The organism is Snodgrassella sp. ESL0323 (assembly GCF_013346865.1).
Taxonomy (GTDB): domain Bacteria; phylum Pseudomonadota; class Gammaproteobacteria; order Burkholderiales; family Neisseriaceae; genus Snodgrassella; species Snodgrassella alvi.
The window spans coordinates 1-17674 of sequence record NZ_JAAEDT010000007.1; the positions used below are offsets into that span (position 1 = coordinate 1).

The window sequence follows — 17674 nt, forward strand, 5'->3', positions numbered from 1 at the left end:
TCTCTACATCTGCTGTGCTGAAGTAGCTCCACTGATAATAACACTGTAAGCCTGTGGGCAGGCGGTGGTAGGTCATGCGCCGGTCGCTGTTGTAGGCAAATTCGCGGGTCTGGCGGTTTTCGGCATCAAAGACCTGTTGCAGGTCACCTTGTTCGGTATACTGGTAACGGTTCAGTAAGCGGCTGCTACCATCGCTTAGCTCTTGGCGGATTTCGGTCACGCGCTGCGGATGGCGCTGATCCTGATAGTGCAGGCTGATCCGGGCGGCGTTGTCGTTATCGGCAATTTCGACGATGCGGCTACGGGAATCGCGGTAGATAAGTAACTGGTTGTCGTTACGGTCCTGTAGCATGCTTAGCAGCAGACGTTTTGGATTGTTGGGATCAGGTTCGAACAGGCGGTAAAAGCCGTTGTCGTCTTCAATTACCCAGCGGTCTTGTTCGCCGCGGCGGATGGATAAATTCTCGTTAAGACCGCGTATGCCTTTACCCGGCTGGATGGGTTCGATTTCGATACGCCGCCCTTCTTCGTCGGTATAGACGGCAGCACAGGAACCATCAGGCTGCGGGTCGATTTCCATTTCGATTTCATAGTCAACACTCCAGCCGGCACCGAACATGTTGTGGGTGCGGGTGTCGACGCTGCTGTAGAAACGCTGCCATTCGAAGGGCAGGTGAGCCGGCAGGGAGAAGTCGAGCTCTTCGGGGCCGAACAGGAGTTTGGCACCGGTTGGCAGATGAACCGGTTTACCTCTGAAGGGTTCTATAGCTTTTGAAACGCCAATGTTAATGGCAGTTGCCTGAATAAAACAATCTATAAATTGCGATATTTTTCGACCTAATTTTCCAGGGGATAACACTAGTGTCGCAATAGTGGCTACCAGGGCAATGGGGTGTTTGCCGCTTTTAATTTCACGGACAACAACAGATTCACCGCCGATGCGCACGTTGTTGGAAACTTTGATACCACCTTTGTAGTCATCAGTTACTTTGGCTTCGCAGGTGCTGCGGTCATTGCTGCGTACCGCTGGCTGGCTGTTGATGTAGACTTTTTTGGAGCCTTCAGCCATATATTCGGCCGCGCCGGTGATGGTTCCTATTGCGGCACTGACAACGCTAAATCCAAGCTCCAGAACACCCAGTGCCGGCGAACTTGGCATGCCGATATCGGAGAAAGAAGACGGGTGTTTTTTACAGGTGATTTTATCGTCATCTCTGGGTTCAGTTGTACTCGGATCCGGAGAGGCAACGGTAGGTCTGATAAATTGACTGGCCGCTGTTTTTAAGCCTTGCAGTATGTTGCTGGCTGTATCGATAAAACCTTCAGGTTGTTGTGGTGCCTGTGTGGTTTCTGCTTTTTTTACTATGCCGGCAGCACGGGCGGAAGGTAAGCTATTGGTACGGGTATTGTGAGAACCGGTTTTAATCTTACCATCTTCGGACGGGGGAAATAAGCTGCTGACCCAATCTGCGGCCTGTGAAATATACTTTTCTAATGCTATTGAAACACCAACGGATACGATGGTTCCTACAACACAGGCTGATGTACTGGCAGTTCCTAATACTGCACCTAATGCCAATGCTGCTGCGCCACCGGTTGTGGTAAACAAGCCTATTGCTACTGCTGCAGCGGCAATGCATGCAGTTGCTATAGCTGCATAACAGGCTATTTCAACCGCAGCGCCTGCAATATCAGCCAGCAATGAAGTATGTAAAAGGATGTCTCCCTCACGGGCTGCCCAGTATGCTTCTCCCATTTAATAATCTCTTTAAATCAATCAGAAGTAATAATTTAATATGTAAAATATAATAACATTAATTTAATTATTTTATCATATTTTAATCAATATATTTAAATCTGTTAAATTAATTTTAGAAGAATAATATGGATTTGTATTAAATAACTGTAAATTAAGCTTAAAAAATATTTATAAAACCGGATAACGCGGTTATTAATGGTAGACAAAGGAAGGATCGAACAGCTTGTACACAGATTTTTAGTCTGTTAATCTATCGGCATGCCGTTCAGATCAGTATACAGTTACAGGCTCTGCCGTTTATCTGTGTCGTTTACCTGAATCATTTGCAGTCCGTTCCACAGAAGGGTGGTGCGGTTACAAGGTTGGTTTGTACGCTATAGCCATAAACTTACATTGACATAAATAAATATCAGATGACTATTTATCAATAATTGTGAGAAATATTGCCGAATTACCGGAAATTGTTATTAATCTTCTAGATTTAAACCTTTGATATAATTATCAGTAAAGACTGTCGTAATTTATCTGAAATAACTACACCGCTTTCATTCTCTAAGCATCTTGTTATCTAGAAATCTACTGATATATCCAGCCTGAAAACTATTGATAACTGAATATATTCATTGAAAAAATAGGCTAACAATTATCTCTGCAATTTTGTTTTAATTACGTACTATATTCATTTCAATGGCTCTGACCGGAATAAGCAGGATTTGAAAATTATATTGTAATCAGATATATATTCGAAATATTGTCTGATTCAGATAGCTGATTATAATTCAGTACAGGAATTGCGAAATGAATTTTATCAGTTAAAGCAGTAGTTAAATATATTTATGATTTCGTTTTAATATTTTGAACCAAAGTTAAATAATAAATTCGTAAACTATTATTTTGTTTGATTAATTTTTATATAGTTTATTTTTGAATATTATACAAATGTATATCATATTCATTATCGCTTAAAACAATGACTCTGTCGGGAGATGTCAATGTTAATGAAAAATCATATGTTCTATTTATTTTAAACAAGCTCAATATGAAATTAGAAAAATTTTCGACACAAAAGGATATGCAAATATTCTCATAGTAGAATAAATTACAAATAGTATCTTTTTTTACATTTAATGTACTTTCAACTTCTCTCACCAGAACATTTCTTTTTATAGGTAAATTAAAAACCTTTTTTTTGATGATGTTATCAATTTTATTTATTTCCATTAGTCTTTCTCGATGCCAAACGAATTCGTTCTCATGTAAAAATGATATATTAAAAGAACTAACCCCATCTATTTTAGATGCATAATTATTTGCTTTAATTAAGTTTAATTTATCTTTTAAGTTAGTTTTCATAACATATACAATGTTTATTAGTCACAGTGCCATCGATGAACATCGCTGACCTAAAGGTTTATTCTCTTGTCAATATAATCGGTTCTGGCTGGGTAAATCTAATTGTATCAGGGTTATAGTACCTGAAAGTACTGTAATACAGTCCAGTTTGTCTTAAAAAATTACTAATATAAATTTCATTTAATAGTAAATCTATTGAGATATCTTTAAATAATCAGCTACTACATTATATGGTGAAGGAGTGTAATCGCCATTTTACAGTCTCAATGTAAAATATAAGTTTGTCAAAAATTATCCACTGTTTATCAGTTAAACTAATCAGTTTTACCATTGTGATACCAGTATATAATTTATTTTTATATTTTTTTATAATTTTCAGCACACTCTATAGCTTCAAGTAAGCCATCAATATTCGTAAAAATTTTTATCGTGTCATTATCCAAAGAATATTCATATCTGATTTCATCTTCTTCCGAATAATTTGACATTTTTTATACGGCTTAATTTAACATCAAAATTTTTTATAATTAATCAATATAGCAGTCTATATTACATCCAATATTAATATTACTCTAAGATTTATAATTTATTATATCTGCATTAAAATCTACCATGTCTTATTCTACATTCACTAGTATTTTGTGAATATAGACAGATAAGTCATAAATTCTGTCATAATTTTTAAATCATCTATAGCTGATTCTACCCATAATTCTTTTTCCTGTTTTCCCTTTGTAAACTTCCAATAACCATATACGATATCTATTAGGTTGATTTTCTTTTTATTACTGTCAGGATGATCATCTTATATATATTTGTTACCTGCTTTTGTTATTTTAGTGTAAGCGTAGCTGAATTAGATTTTTATACGTTTATGATTGTTGTTTTACTAATCTTTCAGAGGGCAAACAAATCAAGAATATCAGCTGTTTTTCCGATTGAAATATTTATCTAACGCGTAGTAATAGTGTGTCTTTGTTTAAAATTTTTAGAAGGACGCTCACATTTCTTTTACAACCCTAAGGAACCATCCAAATCAGTTAGTATATGCTGACATAGGTTGAGTTTCGCCGGTTAATCCAATCGGATCCGGATGAGTAAAATGATCTACTGTGGATTGTAGTGCAGTCTGGTTTCTCTGTCTGAATACTGTCTCTGATACCTCAGGTTCTGTTGTATCTCTCAATGAGTAATCTACTGTATCGGTTTGCCCCAAAGCTGGTATGAGCATTCCCAGACGATTTCACCTGCTTCATCCGCCAGTTCCTCCGGCATACCGTTCAGGTCGGTATGGAAGTAGTAGATGTGCTCTTGCTGATTAACCGGTCCGGTCTATCCGCGCCAGCAGTTCATAGCTGTACTGGTCGGTATACAGATACAGGCTCTGCCGTTTGTCTGCATTGCTTTCCTGAATCATTTGCAGCCCGTCCCACAGGAAGGTGGTGCGGTTGCAGGGCTGATCACCCCGATCCAGCCGGTATTTTCAATTAGAAGTCCGGGTGCATTGTATATGTAGCTATAATGTTTGCATTGGTTCTGCTGTTCAATACATACTGCGGTCAGGTGACGTTCAGTAAAATTTTTCTGGGTAGGGTTGGTAAAACAGGCTGTTCATAACCCCTTATTTGTTGCTGTGTTAAATATAAACCAAACGTGCTAAACTGAATTAAACAAATTGGTAATCCAAAGTAAGAGGTTATATACACCAAATTTTATAAACAGCATATTAATAATCATTAATATTAAATATGATTAAATAATGTTTAAGCGTGAAGTTGATCTCTATTCAATTCAATTTAGATAGATAAATATTCATCGTTTGTGCTCTTAATTAAATTTCATCTTCCTTTAAGGGATAAAGATCATTTATAAACTTAGTGAAAGACTGATTAATATAATAAACATTGTCCATATTAGGTGTTTCACCTTCATCTGCTTCAAGTTCATGATCCCAAAAATAAATTCTATTACTATTAGATTTCAATTCCATTATAATAAGATTACCTCCAGCATCATGAGCTATAGGAATAAATTCTGAAGGAATTCTATCCTTATAAAGATCATAATAGCTTAATAAATTACTATATTTTTCTCTGCCTAAACTAAGAAATTGATCAACCATAGATCCATCATTTCTATCAGAAAAAAATCTAAATGAATTAGGCTGAGGTTGTCCTCCATTATATTTCATTAAAAAATCTTTATAATCATTTGGTAAATTACTTTTAATAATTTTCTCAAAATTAAAAATATCTTCTAAGGTTGCGGGATTTTTAGAATAAATAATAGTAGCCATAAATTATTTTTTACCTTTACTTGTTGAAATTTGACCTGTGTGCTTTACTTCATCATGAATATCAGAAGGCACTAGTTGCATATATCCAGAATCCTGATGATACCAAGTTTATTCTGCAGGCCGTGGATTTTCCGAATCATTTTCTATAGTTTAATCTGTCCAATTAAGTATATAGTTCGTAAAGAGCACAAATTAATACAAACCTTTTTAATTGAATAGTGTTAAAAATTGGAATATCTGAATGAGTAAAGGCTTATAACGGGCATATTTCTCTCTTATTTCTATGGGTAATTTACTTGAAGGACATACTTTTTCTGCAATTATACTTTTACTGGAGTTTCGATTTTTAATTTTTTTGTCGTAGAATTACAGTACGAACTTCTATCAGGTACAGGCTGCCCAATGGTAATAGCAGATACCTCTGGCGATCTGTTTGGTGCTGATGCGACCATGGGCATCGTGCTTATAGTTATGCTCTGTGAAGCTCAGTAGTTAGTCGAAGAAAATGAGGTTTTTATTTATAGGCTATTCTTTAGATTACCTATCAAATTGGTTAGCCGTGCTATCGTTGCAAGGTTTATCAGCAGGTTTGATTACATTAGTTTCCAATTAACCAGCTACATATTAATGATAATCACTATATCTTTGTTTACTTTGGTATTTGTTTTCGATATTGTTAAGGTTGATTGTCCACACATAGATACAACAGAACCTGAGGTATCAGAAGCAGTATTCAGATTGAGAAACCGGTCTGCACTACAATACTGTCAGGTACTATGATCCGGATACAGGTCGCTTTACTTGGCAGGAGGATTTAATCTGTATCAATATGTTTCCAACGCGTTTACGTGGATTGATTTGTGGGTGTTGACATGTATTACAGGCAAGCCCAAAAAAGTGGTTAATTCAAACTTACCTCATGCAATAAAGAGAGCTGTTGAATAAAAAGTTTATCCAGATAGAAAAATAGCTTCTGATAGTTTGAAAGATTTTTAGGTAATAAAATTGAGAAAACTGGATTTCCTTCAGAAACAATACCAGATTGAGCTCATATTGACCGTATCCTAATTTCTGCAGAAAATAATGGAATGATTGTATATTAAATAGCAAAAACTGGAACTGCAAAATTAAAAACCGTTCTTAATAAATTAATGGAGTAAATATGTCATCGAAAAATGGGACAAAATTAGAATGCAGCACAGATGGAGATGTAGCTTATTTATATTTACCAAAACACCCTGGGAAAGGTATTTCTGGGATAAGTGCAAAACAGGTTTTTCTAAATTCATTAATTAATAACTATAAAGGACCTGAAATAATTTTAGATTTTAATAAAGATGGGGAAATTATAGGTATGGAATTTATTTTTGATTAAAAACAGTTTTTAAATTTAGAAATATTGTACATAAATAAGATGAATTTCTAAAATCTGAGCTTTATTTAAATAAACATTTTAAAATGGGTCTACCAGCTTCTGCACCCAGCCGCGGATCCGATTGATTTAGATGTCGGGCACAATCTGTATCAGTATGCGCCGAATGCGCTGATTTGGGCTGATCCATGGGGATTGTCGAAGAGCAATCTTATAGATGGTGTTCCCGAAAATCTCGGAATAGTTCGTCGATTTATGTCAAGCAAAGAGTTCAAGAACTTTAAAAGACATGGATTTACATTTGATCCAAAAGACCCTAGAGGGGGAATAAGTGCAACTTCAATACATGTAGATGCAAGAAACCCAGATGCAATAAAAAGAAGAACAGGAGCCCTAGGAGCAGATTATTATATTGATATTGATACTCGTAATTTAGATGTGACATATAAAGGAAAGACAAAGGGAAGATTGCCAGATTGGAAAATCAGAAGTAGTCTTGATTTCGACTCTAAAGCAATCGTAGGTCATGGAAAGGTGAGCAAATGTTAATAGAAATTTTACAAAAATATTTCGAGGCAAAAGAAAAATTACGGCTAGAACTCAGAAATCACCATGAGCAAAAATATTTTTTAGATAATATCAGTATTTCTGAAGGTACTTTGTTATTGGAAGAGTTATTAAGGTATAATAAACAATGGAGTATACTTCAATTTGAGTTGTTATTAAGACTAAATAAAGATGCAGCATTGGCTTTTATCAAAGATTATTATCTGGAGCAAGATCTGGCAAATCATTTTGACAATGAAATATATTTTATTAAAACGATGTTTACTGAAATTAAAAATATTCTAGGAGAAGAAGAATTAATCAAAGTATTAAAATGCAAAGAATTTCGACCGGTAAACAAAAGAAATAAAAAAGTGAAAGAAGCAATTAAGTTTGCCCTCAATAAAAATTAATGGATTCAATAGAAATATTCTGGATTAGTATAACCTAAATCCGTAATAAGAATGTTAAGGGTATCAATAAACTTAAAGTTTATATATTTGAATATAATATTATCGAACAGGAAAAATCAAGATGATAATTGATGCTATTCAAGAATACATCACTGCCTATCATAATTTATCTAAAGCAATAACAAACGATCAGGAAAAGCAATACTTTGTCGAACATGCTGATGTTTCCAAAGCGACTGATTTACTGGAAAATTTAATATCTTCAAAAACTATGCTGCAACCAGCATTCGAATTATTATTAAAAATCAATAAAGACGAAGCACTATATATTATAAAATCCTGGTATTTATCCCGGAATATTTCTCGTGCTATTACAGACCCAGTTGAAGATCTTGACATAATGTTTACTGATATAAAGGAAATACTGGGTGAAGAAGAATTAGACAAATTATTAAAAAATAAAAAATTTCTGAAAAAAAATATGAAAAATAAGATAATTAAAAGGAGATTAAGAGAAGCGATCAGATTTGCTAAAGAAGAAGATTAATAAATTATTTTAGCTCACAATAAAAAATCTCAAAAATATTCAAATGACGTATAATAAATATACACCCGTGAACTGTTAAATAATCCTGTTACGATGCCGAATATGGCCTGACCGAAGTGCGTATCGAACAGCTGAACCATACTGAACGCTACGGCTACGTCTACGATGCCCTCGGCCGGCGGATTGAAAAACACCGGCTGGACCGTGACGGCAAACCATGTAACCGCACCACCTTCCTGTGGGACGGACTGCAGATGATTCAGGAAAGCAGCGCAGACAAACGGCAGAGCCTGTATCTGTATACTGATGAAGGCAGTTATGAACCGCTGGCGCGGATAGACAGAAACGGTAATCAAGAACAACACATCTACTACTTCCATACCAACCTGAACGGCATGCCGGAGGAGCTGACGGATGAAGCCGGTGAAATCGTCTGGGAATGCTCATACCAGCTATTGGGCAAACCGATACAGGAGACTGTCCATAAAGAGATACAACAGAACCTGAGGTATCAGAGACAGTATTTAGACAGAGAAACCGGACTGCACTACAATACTTTCAGGTACTACGATCCGGATACAGGTCGCTTTACTCAGATTAATCCGATAGGATTACTTAGTAGTTTAAACTTATATCAGTTTACGCCGAACCAGTTAAGTTGAATTGATCCGCTAGGAAAATCTCTTACCGTTTGATTTTACGGGAAGTCCTGATTTATTCCTTGCTATGGAAGTTCAAAAACTATTGCTATATCTCATTCTAAAGGATGGTTAGCTGGCTATATTCTAAAAGCGTTAAAAACAGGGTGTTCATAATGGATAATCCGTGCAGAAATTGCGAAAAAAATATTGTTCTTTCAGATATTAAATCTGTGGAGAAGGTTTTATCATATTGTTTTCCTGAGGAATTTATATTACATTATCTATCCTTTAATGGTGGGGTACCGTCCAGAGCTTGGTGGGAAAGCAATGATGGTTTTGAACCATTAGAAATTGCTTTTTTGAAACCATTTAAATATAACAAATTAACTAATGATGCCCCGAAATCTTTAATTGATGGCTGTTATCATGAGATGATCACAAAGAACGTAATTCCGATAAATATCATACCTTTTGGAAATGATTGGGGTGGTAATTATTTTTGTTTAAATAAGAATGATGGTAGTGTGATCTTTTATGCGACAGATTCATTTGATCCAAATCTTTCTATGGATAAAAATCATGTGTTAGTACAGAAAAAACTAGCTTCTTCTTTCAAAGAGTTTATGGACAAATTAGTTACCGAAGAGGATTTGGATTAGCTATTTAATTAATTTTAAGAACTGGGCAAGAAAATGAATCTTCCCGGTTTTTTTTATTATTTAACTCTTATTCAGTATACTAAGTATACTAAGCATGCCGTTTTTGATCCTCTTAACCACCTGTTTAAATTGATCAAGTTGTTCCCTGAACTCCTGAAATTCGTTACAGTCCGTGCAGACAAACGGCAGAGTCTGTATCTGTATACCGGTGAAGGCAGCTATGAACCGCTGGCGCGGATAGATAGAAACAGCAATCAGAAACAGCACATTTACTATTTCCATACTGATGTAAACTGTATACAGGAAGAACTGACGGATGAAGACGGTGAAATCTTTCGGGGATGCTCATACCAGCTGTGGGGCAAACCGATACAGGAGATTGCCCATAGAGACATACAACAGAATCTGCAGTATCAGGACAATATTTAGACAGAGAAACCGGACTGCATTACAATATTTTCAGGTACTAAGACCCAGATGCAGGTACAGGCTGCTTTACCTAGGCTGATCCGATTGGGTTAGCCGGCTGATACAATTTTTATCAGTATGCACCAAGTCTATTAAATTGGATCGATCCGTCAGGATTATGCAAGACAGACAATAATAACATTTTATATCATTATACGAATAATAAAGGTCTTGAAGGAATATTATCCTCTAAACAATTGAATCCCTCTTTAAAGGCTAATAATCCGAAAGATGCTCGTTATGGTAATTGGCAGTATTTATCAGATATACTACCGAGTACTAAAACAAACAATGGGTTGTCGAAGAAATTTTTAAATGTTCCATTTCAAGGTAAGAAGTTCGAAAATTATATTGCTATCGATGTTACTGGATTAAATGTAATTAAGGGAAGGGATGGCGTTTATGTAATTTTAAATGAAGTGCCATTAGATATATCAGGTCGTATAGTCGATTATGGCAGGAACCAGCTATGACATATATTAAAGTCCATTGGATTCATAAAAATCAAGATGAGCCGATTGAATTATATAGCGAGTTAGATGAAGATCGTTATGAGGTGAGGAAAGTAGAGATTTTTATAAATAATATAGTAGGTTATGCAACAAACAATTATTCATATGGAGAAACGCTTTTAGGTGAATGCCCGATACCATCTTTGGAGAGTATTAATTCAAACCCAGAATTTAAAGCGAAGAATATAACAAAAGAAGAGTTTTTTGCTATATGGGATAAATATGTTCCATTTCAAAAATGAAGCAAGGGGATTACTCCCTTATTTTTGATTATTTGAACGTATTAAGGAAAAATGAAGAAAGCAATCAAAACCTGATCCGCTTTAATCAGCTGCTCAGCTTCCGTGGACTGAAATACAGCTACGACGAACACGGACGTACCCGCAGCAAAGAAACCGCCAGCGGTACCCAGTATTACCATTACGATGCCGAACACCGCTTGACCGAAGTGCGTATTGAATAGCTACCATACTGAATGCTACGGCTACGGCTACGATGCCCTCGGCCGGCAGATTGAAAAACACCGGCTGGACCGGGAAGGCAAGCCGTGCAACCGCACCACCTTCCTGTGGGACGGGCTGCAAATGATTCAGGAAAGCAGTGCAGACAAACGGCAGAGCCTGTATCTGTATACCGACCTGAATGGCATGCCGGAGGAGCTGACGGATGAAGCCGGTGAAATCGTCTGGGAATGCTCATACTAGCTGTGAGGCAAACCAGTACAGGAGATTGCCCATAAAGAGATACAGCAGAATGAGGTATCAGGGCCAGTATTTAGACAGAGAAACCGGGCTGCATTACATACTTTCAGCCGAATAAAGGTCGCTTTACGCAGCTAGACCCGATTGGATTGGCCGGTAGTTTTAATTTTTATCAGTATGCACCAAATGTGCTAATGTGGATTGATCCGCTTGGTCTTCGTTCTAAATGTCAATTCAGTGGAGATCGAGGTAGAAGGAAAGCGAAGCATGACATTGAACGTAATGGATATAAAATTGTTGCGGAGGAATTAACAATGATTGTTAATAAAAGTAGAATAAGAGCGGATTTTGTAGCTAGGGATAAATATGGAAAATATCATGTCTTTGAAGCTAAACATGGAAATAGTGGCTTAACTAAAAATCAAAGTAAAGCTGGTGTATATGATATGAATAGCCCATCGAATACTGCCAGTGGTATCGGCGGAGGAACAATTATTCCATCAAAGGGAACTAAAGGTGAATTTAAAGTTGCTACTGGAAATAAAAAGAAAATAAAAGTTGTAGGTCCACGAGGTACAGTGCGTGATGCAACTTTCCATGTATTAAGTTATTAAGGAGTAAAAAATGTCGGTGACAGCTGAGTTAAGAAAGTTGTTTGAAATTGAGTTGTATAATTATTTGAAAGCAAATCTTGTATGTGCTTCAAATATCAAGTGTTTAAAAAAGGAAATATCCATAAAAAAAACAAAAGATAATGAAGCAAGTGGTTACATATGTTTCGATTTCTTGAATAATGCCCGAGGCTACTGCCTCTGCACGAGTGTTGATTCTCCAGAATTAATTGATTTTTTTAATAAAATAAATCCACCATATAGATCAAACTTACCTGAAGACACCGTTTATGCAATGAATACTTTAATGGAGGGTAGTTTTAAATCATTCGCTCCGAATTTCGGTGGTACTGTAGATCTACCCAGAAATGAAGAAGAAAGAAAAAAGACTTGTGAATGGATTTATACTAAGGTGAGAGATATTTATTTGCCAAGAGCTATGAATCTTATTGAGTTAAAGCCTGAAGCTGTAAAAGATATCATATTATTTCCAAACTATTATGCTTATCCTTTTTTGATAATTTTATACATAATCAAAAAACATAATATGTCTTTATCAGATAAAGACATGGAATCAGTGTTTAGCAAAAGAAAAAGAATTATAGGCAACAAATCGTTTGATAAACAGCTCTTGGATACATATCTGTCAGAATAAAGCCAAGAAAGAAATCAACCTTTACTGATGTTATATTATTCAATATGCGTTCAAAATAAATACTGAAGATGAAAATGTATGCTTATCGATGATGCTTTACGTAAATTTGTAGAAATATTTCAAAATAGTAATTCAAGTTTGGGGATAATGAAGTATTCTAATACGAAATTAAAAGCTGATAAAATTGACCTTCCATTAACTGGTGAGATTCTATATTTTTATGATCATATGATACTTGAAGATGGACCAATTTTTGGAGGCGATTTATCCATTGATGTTATCGAAAAAAATCAATTGAAAAATATCCTTGATGGCTGGGATGTTAATTCAGAATGGAAAGATAGCTATATCATATTTGCTGACCGTGCTGGTGATGTGTTGTTTTGTGATTCATCTGACATTAAATCTCCTGTTTATGGTAGTGTACAGATGAAGATGTATAAATTAACTGACTCATTAAGTGATTTTTTGAATATTTATTCAAAACTTATTGAGGTGGAAGAGATTGAATTTTGCGGTGATGTAGTTGATGATGATTTTAATCACAAACCTGAATATTTATTAAGAATTGAAGAGGAATTAAACAAAAATCTTTCTTCTAAATTGTTTGTAGATAATTTTATGTATTTTTTCTTTGGATAATCGACTATATAAAAACGTATAGTTTCTCCAATAATCCATTATAGCTTTTTGATTTACTGCAGAGGTGGATACCCAGCCCGCCTTATTTTCTGTATTTGAAATTTATATACAGCGTATTTAATCTTTTAAATTTTATTTTGCCGTTACCTGTAATTGTGATTAATTATCATGATAAAAACATATCTATATATCCAGCAAGAGATATGACTTTTGGTGAATACAAAAAATTAATTAATCAAATTCAATGGAATTAATTTATAAATATTATGAAAGTTATTGTTAATGAAAAGGAAGCATTTGAGAAATTAAAAAAAATTTTGGTTTCTTGGAATGATGCTGATAGTGAAAAATCTATGAATTCGATGGATTATTTTATAGAACAATTAATATATTCTAAATGGAATAGAAATAGGATTTATAATTTTATATTTATATATGTAAGAAATAATTTATCTGATTTGGACTATGATTTCATACCCGAAAAAGCTCTTGATTATTTGAGTGATATAGAAACATCAATCATTGGATATTGTTGCCCTGCTTGTTTCTTAAAGATTCCTGATGAACCTTTAGATGAAAATGAATTAATAGCGTATGTTAGGGGAAACAAATGGAAAAATTGATAATAAAATAAATTATATTAAACTATATGCTCATACCAGCTGTAGGGTAAACCGGTACAGGAGATTGCCCATAGAGAGATACAACAGTAAGGTATCAGGGACAGTATTTAGACAGAGAAACCGGAATGCACTACAATACTTTCAGGTACTATGATCCAGATACAGGTCGCTTTACCCAGCCGGATCCGATAAGGTATATCAATTGGTGTAAAATATAGTGTAGGTTTTAAAAGAGGCAGAATAGGGCAATTTTATTCAAATGTATCCTGAAATTATTATAAATACTTATATCAAAATGGGTGACGATTTTATTAATGTTTTTGATTTTAATGGTCATATAGATAATCCTGATAATATTGATGGTGCTATAGAATTATCAATTTACGGAAAAAAACTTATTGATAAGTCAATGTGGGATTATATTGATGCTCTCTGGTGTTATTTATCAACGGGATTATCAGTAGTTTCTAATGGAGAAGAATTTAAAACGAATTTTCCTGATCAGCCTATAGAAGTCAAATTTAAACCTATTCATAATAATCATAATATATTAGTTAGTGTGACGTGTTCTTCATCAGAAGCAAAAATTATCGTTGATAAAAAAGCTTTCTTATCAGCAATGTCGAATCATGCCAAAAATTTTTTTGAACATTTAGAAATCATTGCGCCAAAGTCAATGTCTACCTGTAGTTATGCACTAACATATTTAAATAAAATAGATTTAAATAGAAGAGATTAGGAACAGTTATTTTGAATCAGATTATTATAATGCTTGTATTCGAAAAGTTCTTATTCGTTTTTCATGTTTCAAAATAGCTGATTATAATTCTGGATATTTAATAAATGGTTGATTAGTTGCATTTTATAATTTAATAAAAAACCAAAACTGTTAAGTTTGTAAAAGTCATATGGAAAATAATTAAAAATCGCCCAAAAATTTTTCTAATTATTCGAGGAACGAACCGAATGACAGATAAACCAGAGATTCGATTTTTGCACGGTCTGGCGCAACCAAGAAATTTAATATTGACTGGTAAATAACACCTCAGACAGCACCACCGACTACCAGTATGACAAAGCCGATAATCTGCTCAAATTCGGCTTTTTGGATTGTCTTTGGGGTTGAATATGCAGACTTTATTCATACAGTTTTTACTAAAATAACAAAAGCAGGTGACACATATCTATTAGATTATTATCCCGGTGGTGATAAAGAGAAAAATCAGACTAGTACACATGGTAATATATACATGGTAATAATTACTGGAAAATTTACAAAAAAACAAAGGTAAAAAAACTTTAGGCAGAATTGGCCATGAAGGATTTGAAAAATACGATAGAATTAATGACGCACCTGTCTTTATTGATGGAATACTAGTAAAAGGAGGATAAGACATGATAGATTTCAATGCGGATATTATAAGCTATAAGTCTGTTGGTAATATTGAAATTGGACGTAATGTAGAATTTTATATCGATGAATTATATAAAAATTTCGATGTTAAAGTAACCCAGTATGGAGTACCAAACTATCCAGAAGAAGATATAATAAGGTATGCATATTCTTTGAATAATGATACGGTAAAATTTACTACTAATATTGATGGTTTAATCGAAGCCGTAGCGTGTAATGGAGATTATAAAGGAAAATATAAAAATAAATTATATGCAGGCATTACAATGGGAAAATTGATTAATTTAACCGATAAACAGTGGATAAGGTTTGGTGCACTTATTATAGATCAAGATTTTGGTATGTCTATTACACTCCCATCACCATATGATGAAATAGCGGATAATTTAAAAGATATTCCGCTGAATTTACTCCTAAATGAGATCTATGTTGGTAATTTTGATTATTGGCGATGAAATAGCAGATTATTTAAAAGATATCCCGCCAGATTTATCTCTAAATAGAATTTTAGTTAGTAATTTTGATTATTAGCTCCAATAAGCTATATCTTCAAAATTTACTAATAGTCTATTCTATATCACACAATGAACCGAGATTAAGGACATGGTGGTGGTCCAATTTATTATTGGGATCGTAAAATCAATGATTTACATTTTGATATGATGATTAGATACGGGTATTTGGAACAAAATACAGCTTTAATGCCAGTAGCAGACTCATTTGGTCAATTTTTATCCATGATTATTAGAACAAAAAATAAAGCTAATTATGATCAGAATGAAAATGAATTTAATCTACCGGATATTACTTTTCCGGCAGAGGCATTAGAGCTTTGGGAAGAAAATCCTAAAAGGATTTTTAATGAGTAGAACTATTTATACCGATATATATAGAAAAATTAGAAGCTTCTGAAAGGGATCGTGAAAAATTAGCAAGCTTAAAAAAAGCAGGACTTTTGCCAGACGGCATTTTTGAATGAAAAGTTAAATTGTAATTACAGTAAGAAGCATAAGAAATGCTGCTGGTAACATCAAAAACACAGTGTACACGATGCACTCAGCGGCAGATTGAAAAACACCGGCTGGACCGGGACGGTAAGCCATGCAACCGCACCACCTTCCTGTGGGACGGACTGCAAATGATTCAGGAAAGCAGCGCAGACAAACGGCAGAGCCTGTATCTGTATACCGATGAAAGCAGCTATGAACCACTGGCGCGAATAGACAGAAACGGTAATCAGAAACAACACATCTACAACTTCCATACCGGCCTAAACGGCATGCCGGAGGAGCTGACGGATGAAGCCAGTGAAATCGTCTGGGAATGCTCATACCAGCTGTGGGGCAAACCGATACAGGAGATCGCTCATACAGATATACAGCAGAACCTGCGGTATCAGGGGCAGTATTTGGACAGAGAAATTGGACTGCACTACAATACTTTCAGGTATTATGATCCGGATACAGGTCGCTTTACCCAGCCGGATCCGATCGGATTAGCCGGTGGACTTAATCTATATCAGTATGTGCCTAATCTGTTGGGGTGGATTGATCCACTGGGATATGGATAATGGATGGTTTAGAGAGCATAATGAATACTGGAGTTATTGAACCAAACTCAAAAGGTAAGGTTTATGTTACGGATATATTAATGACTCCTCAGGATGCAATGAGAGATATTTTCATTAATGATCCATTACATTTAGGGCGTGGCGACTATGCAATTATATTCAAAGCTGATGCTTTGCAAATGAGCAATATTAGTGTTAAACAGAACTCTGATTTGGAATATATTCATTCAGGTCGATTGAAGCTACGTGAGGTAATTCATGCAGGTAAAAATCCTTATGGTATTTTTTTCCATTTACCTTATAAGCAACGAGTAAAGATGACTCACGAGCAAATAAAATCTAGAAAGGATAATTGTGTCTGAAAATCAAGAAAAATCATTGACTTTAAATCAAGGTGAGGTAAACGCCTTAAAAAAAGCAATTATGTATTTAAAATTTTCCTGTGAGGAAACAGAGTCTGTAATGTATGCAGGTAGTCCTCTCATAAACTCTGTTTTTTCTAAATTATTAGTGATTGATGATTTAGGGGATTACGCTATTGATTTTTTTAAAAAAAGGCATCTTGAGAACGAGAGATTCGTTTTAGCTAAATTAGATAAATTAGAGCTAGAAAATGGTCGGAAATTTGAAAGTGAAGTGAAGGAAAATTCTTTTAACGGATGCCTTTATCCATTCTCAAGAAAATAATCCTCGTATTATGAATAAATAGCCAGTTAGAAAATTAATTCTTACCGGCTCGCCTTTTAATCCATAACGTTCAAATCATCAGCGACATCAAGCGCGACCTGCTGCATCGGGAAACACTGCGCAGCCAGGGCAGAATGCACACCAGTTTTTAATACGACCGCACCAGCCGTCTGACCGAAAAACAGATCAAACGTCATTAAAGTTG

At 34.9% G+C, this 17674-nt stretch carries 27 protein-coding genes and 2 pseudogenes; 22 read left to right on the top strand and 7 right to left on the bottom strand.

What is annotated here, in order from left to right; genetic code table 11:
* The 6 genes and pseudogenes from GY065_RS00920 to GY065_RS13480 form a co-directional block, all read right to left on the bottom strand.
* Positions 1-1756, bottom strand: a 1756-nt coding sequence (locus tag GY065_RS00920; protein ID WP_202984012.1) for a DUF6531 domain-containing protein, incomplete at its 3' end; no start/stop codon positions are given.
* A 921-nt stretch (positions 1757-2677) separates the two neighbouring features.
* Complete coding sequence (locus tag GY065_RS00925) at positions 2678-3112, bottom strand: hypothetical protein (protein WP_174832676.1); 435 nt, start codon at positions 3110-3112, stop codon at positions 2678-2680.
* 1036 nt (positions 3113-4148) lie between these two features.
* On the bottom strand, positions 4149-4343 hold the full coding sequence (locus GY065_RS12900; RefSeq protein WP_202984013.1) for a hypothetical protein: 195 nt from the start codon (positions 4341-4343) through the stop codon (positions 4149-4151).
* Positions 4307-4387: an RHS domain-containing protein gene (locus tag GY065_RS13475; protein ID WP_202984019.1), complete on the bottom strand. Its 81-nt coding sequence runs from the start codon at positions 4385-4387 to the stop codon at positions 4307-4309. The genes GY065_RS12900 and GY065_RS13475 overlap by 37 nt, the downstream gene beginning before the upstream one ends.
* A gap of 556 nt (positions 4388-4943) precedes the next feature.
* Positions 4944-5408 (bottom strand): SMI1/KNR4 family protein, encoded by a 465-nt coding sequence (locus GY065_RS00935; RefSeq protein ID WP_174832678.1) that lies wholly within the window; start codon positions 5406-5408, stop codon positions 4944-4946.
* Positions 5409-5411: 3 nt separating this feature from the next.
* Positions 5412-5507: pseudogene (locus GY065_RS13480) on the bottom strand (HNH endonuclease); the annotation flags it as partial.
* Between the two features lie 1063 nt (positions 5508-6570).
* On the opposite strand from GY065_RS13480, the gene GY065_RS00945 reads away from it, so the two are divergent.
* From GY065_RS00945 to GY065_RS01050, 22 genes and pseudogenes are all read left to right on the top strand, one after another.
* On the top strand, positions 6571-6783 hold the full coding sequence (locus GY065_RS00945; protein ID WP_174832680.1) for a DUF2283 domain-containing protein: 213 nt from the start codon (positions 6571-6573) through the stop codon (positions 6781-6783).
* A 252-nt stretch (positions 6784-7035) separates the two neighbouring features.
* The gene (locus GY065_RS00950; protein ID WP_174832682.1) at positions 7036-7329 is read left to right on the top strand and encodes a hypothetical protein; all 294 of its coding nucleotides are present in this window, start codon (positions 7036-7038) and stop codon (positions 7327-7329) included.
* The gene (locus GY065_RS00955) at positions 7323-7739 is read left to right on the top strand and encodes a hypothetical protein (protein WP_174832684.1); all 417 of its coding nucleotides are present in this window, start codon (positions 7323-7325) and stop codon (positions 7737-7739) included. Before GY065_RS00950 ends, GY065_RS00955 begins: the two co-directional genes overlap by 7 nt.
* A 121-nt stretch (positions 7740-7860) precedes the next feature.
* On the top strand, positions 7861-8286 hold the full coding sequence (locus tag GY065_RS00960; RefSeq protein WP_174832686.1) for a hypothetical protein: 426 nt from the start codon (positions 7861-7863) through the stop codon (positions 8284-8286).
* A gap of 116 nt (positions 8287-8402) precedes the next feature.
* On the top strand, positions 8403-8948 hold the full coding sequence (locus tag GY065_RS00965; RefSeq protein WP_202984014.1) for an RHS repeat-associated core domain-containing protein: 546 nt from the start codon (positions 8403-8405) through the stop codon (positions 8946-8948).
* Between the two features lie 152 nt (positions 8949-9100).
* A complete protein-coding gene (locus GY065_RS00970; RefSeq protein WP_174832687.1) occupies positions 9101-9586 on the top strand; it encodes an SMI1/KNR4 family protein in 486 nt (161 codons plus the stop codon).
* A gap of 138 nt (positions 9587-9724) precedes the next feature.
* The gene (locus GY065_RS00975; RefSeq protein WP_174832689.1) at positions 9725-10015 is read left to right on the top strand and encodes an RHS domain-containing protein; all 291 of its coding nucleotides are present in this window, start codon (positions 9725-9727) and stop codon (positions 10013-10015) included.
* Between the two features lie 179 nt (positions 10016-10194).
* Entirely contained in the window at positions 10195-10527 is a 333-nt protein-coding gene (locus GY065_RS00980) for an HYD1 signature containing ADP-ribosyltransferase family protein (protein WP_174832762.1), read from the top strand.
* A complete protein-coding gene (locus GY065_RS00985; protein WP_174832691.1) occupies positions 10524-10808 on the top strand; it encodes a hypothetical protein in 285 nt (94 codons plus the stop codon). The genes GY065_RS00980 and GY065_RS00985 overlap by 4 nt, the downstream gene beginning before the upstream one ends.
* Positions 10805-11029 carry an RHS repeat domain-containing protein gene (locus GY065_RS00990; protein WP_174832693.1) on the top strand — a complete coding sequence of 75 codons (225 nt, stop codon included), beginning with the start codon at positions 10805-10807 and terminating at the stop codon, positions 11027-11029. Before GY065_RS00985 ends, GY065_RS00990 begins: the two co-directional genes overlap by 4 nt.
* Entirely contained in the window at positions 11022-11270 is a 249-nt protein-coding gene (locus tag GY065_RS00995; RefSeq protein ID WP_174832696.1) for an RHS domain-containing protein, read from the top strand. The genes GY065_RS00990 and GY065_RS00995 overlap by 8 nt, the downstream gene beginning before the upstream one ends.
* A 92-nt stretch (positions 11271-11362) precedes the next feature.
* Positions 11363-11881, top strand: a complete 519-nt coding sequence (locus GY065_RS01000) for an RHS repeat-associated core domain-containing protein (protein WP_371731918.1) — start codon at positions 11363-11365, stop codon at positions 11879-11881.
* Positions 11882-11891: 10 nt separating this feature from the next.
* A complete protein-coding gene (locus GY065_RS01005) occupies positions 11892-12533 on the top strand; it encodes a hypothetical protein (RefSeq protein ID WP_174832698.1) in 642 nt (213 codons plus the stop codon).
* Positions 12534-12611: 78 nt separating this feature from the next.
* Positions 12612-13175: a hypothetical protein gene (locus GY065_RS01010; RefSeq protein ID WP_174832700.1), complete on the top strand. Its 564-nt coding sequence runs from the start codon at positions 12612-12614 to the stop codon at positions 13173-13175.
* 266 nt (positions 13176-13441) lie between these two features.
* Positions 13442-13798: a hypothetical protein gene (locus tag GY065_RS01015; RefSeq protein ID WP_174832702.1), complete on the top strand. Its 357-nt coding sequence runs from the start codon at positions 13442-13444 to the stop codon at positions 13796-13798.
* 92 nt (positions 13799-13890) lie between these two features.
* A pseudogene (locus GY065_RS01020) lies at positions 13891-14016 on the top strand (RHS repeat-associated core domain-containing protein); the annotation flags it as partial.
* 41 nt (positions 14017-14057) lie between these two features.
* On the top strand, positions 14058-14537 hold the full coding sequence (locus GY065_RS01025) for a hypothetical protein (RefSeq protein ID WP_174832704.1): 480 nt from the start codon (positions 14058-14060) through the stop codon (positions 14535-14537).
* Between the two features lie 656 nt (positions 14538-15193).
* On the top strand, positions 15194-15667 hold the full coding sequence (locus GY065_RS01030; RefSeq protein WP_174832705.1) for a hypothetical protein: 474 nt from the start codon (positions 15194-15196) through the stop codon (positions 15665-15667).
* A gap of 225 nt (positions 15668-15892) precedes the next feature.
* Positions 15893-16081 (top strand): hypothetical protein, encoded by a 189-nt coding sequence (locus tag GY065_RS01035; RefSeq protein ID WP_174832707.1) that lies wholly within the window; start codon positions 15893-15895, stop codon positions 16079-16081.
* Positions 16082-16227: 146 nt separating this feature from the next.
* Positions 16228-16782, top strand: a complete 555-nt coding sequence (locus GY065_RS01040) for an RHS repeat domain-containing protein (RefSeq protein ID WP_174832709.1) — start codon at positions 16228-16230, stop codon at positions 16780-16782.
* On the top strand, positions 16782-17144 hold the full coding sequence (locus tag GY065_RS01045) for a hypothetical protein (RefSeq protein WP_174832711.1): 363 nt from the start codon (positions 16782-16784) through the stop codon (positions 17142-17144). The genes GY065_RS01040 and GY065_RS01045 overlap by 1 nt, the downstream gene beginning before the upstream one ends.
* Complete coding sequence (locus GY065_RS01050) at positions 17137-17469, top strand: hypothetical protein (RefSeq protein WP_174832713.1); 333 nt, start codon at positions 17137-17139, stop codon at positions 17467-17469. The genes GY065_RS01045 and GY065_RS01050 overlap by 8 nt, the downstream gene beginning before the upstream one ends.
* A gap of 56 nt (positions 17470-17525) precedes the next feature.
* On the opposite strand, the gene GY065_RS01055 is transcribed toward GY065_RS01050, so the two are convergent.
* On the bottom strand, positions 17526-17666 hold the full coding sequence (locus GY065_RS01055; protein ID WP_174832714.1) for a hypothetical protein: 141 nt from the start codon (positions 17664-17666) through the stop codon (positions 17526-17528).
* Positions 17667-17674: the final 8 nt, after the last annotated feature.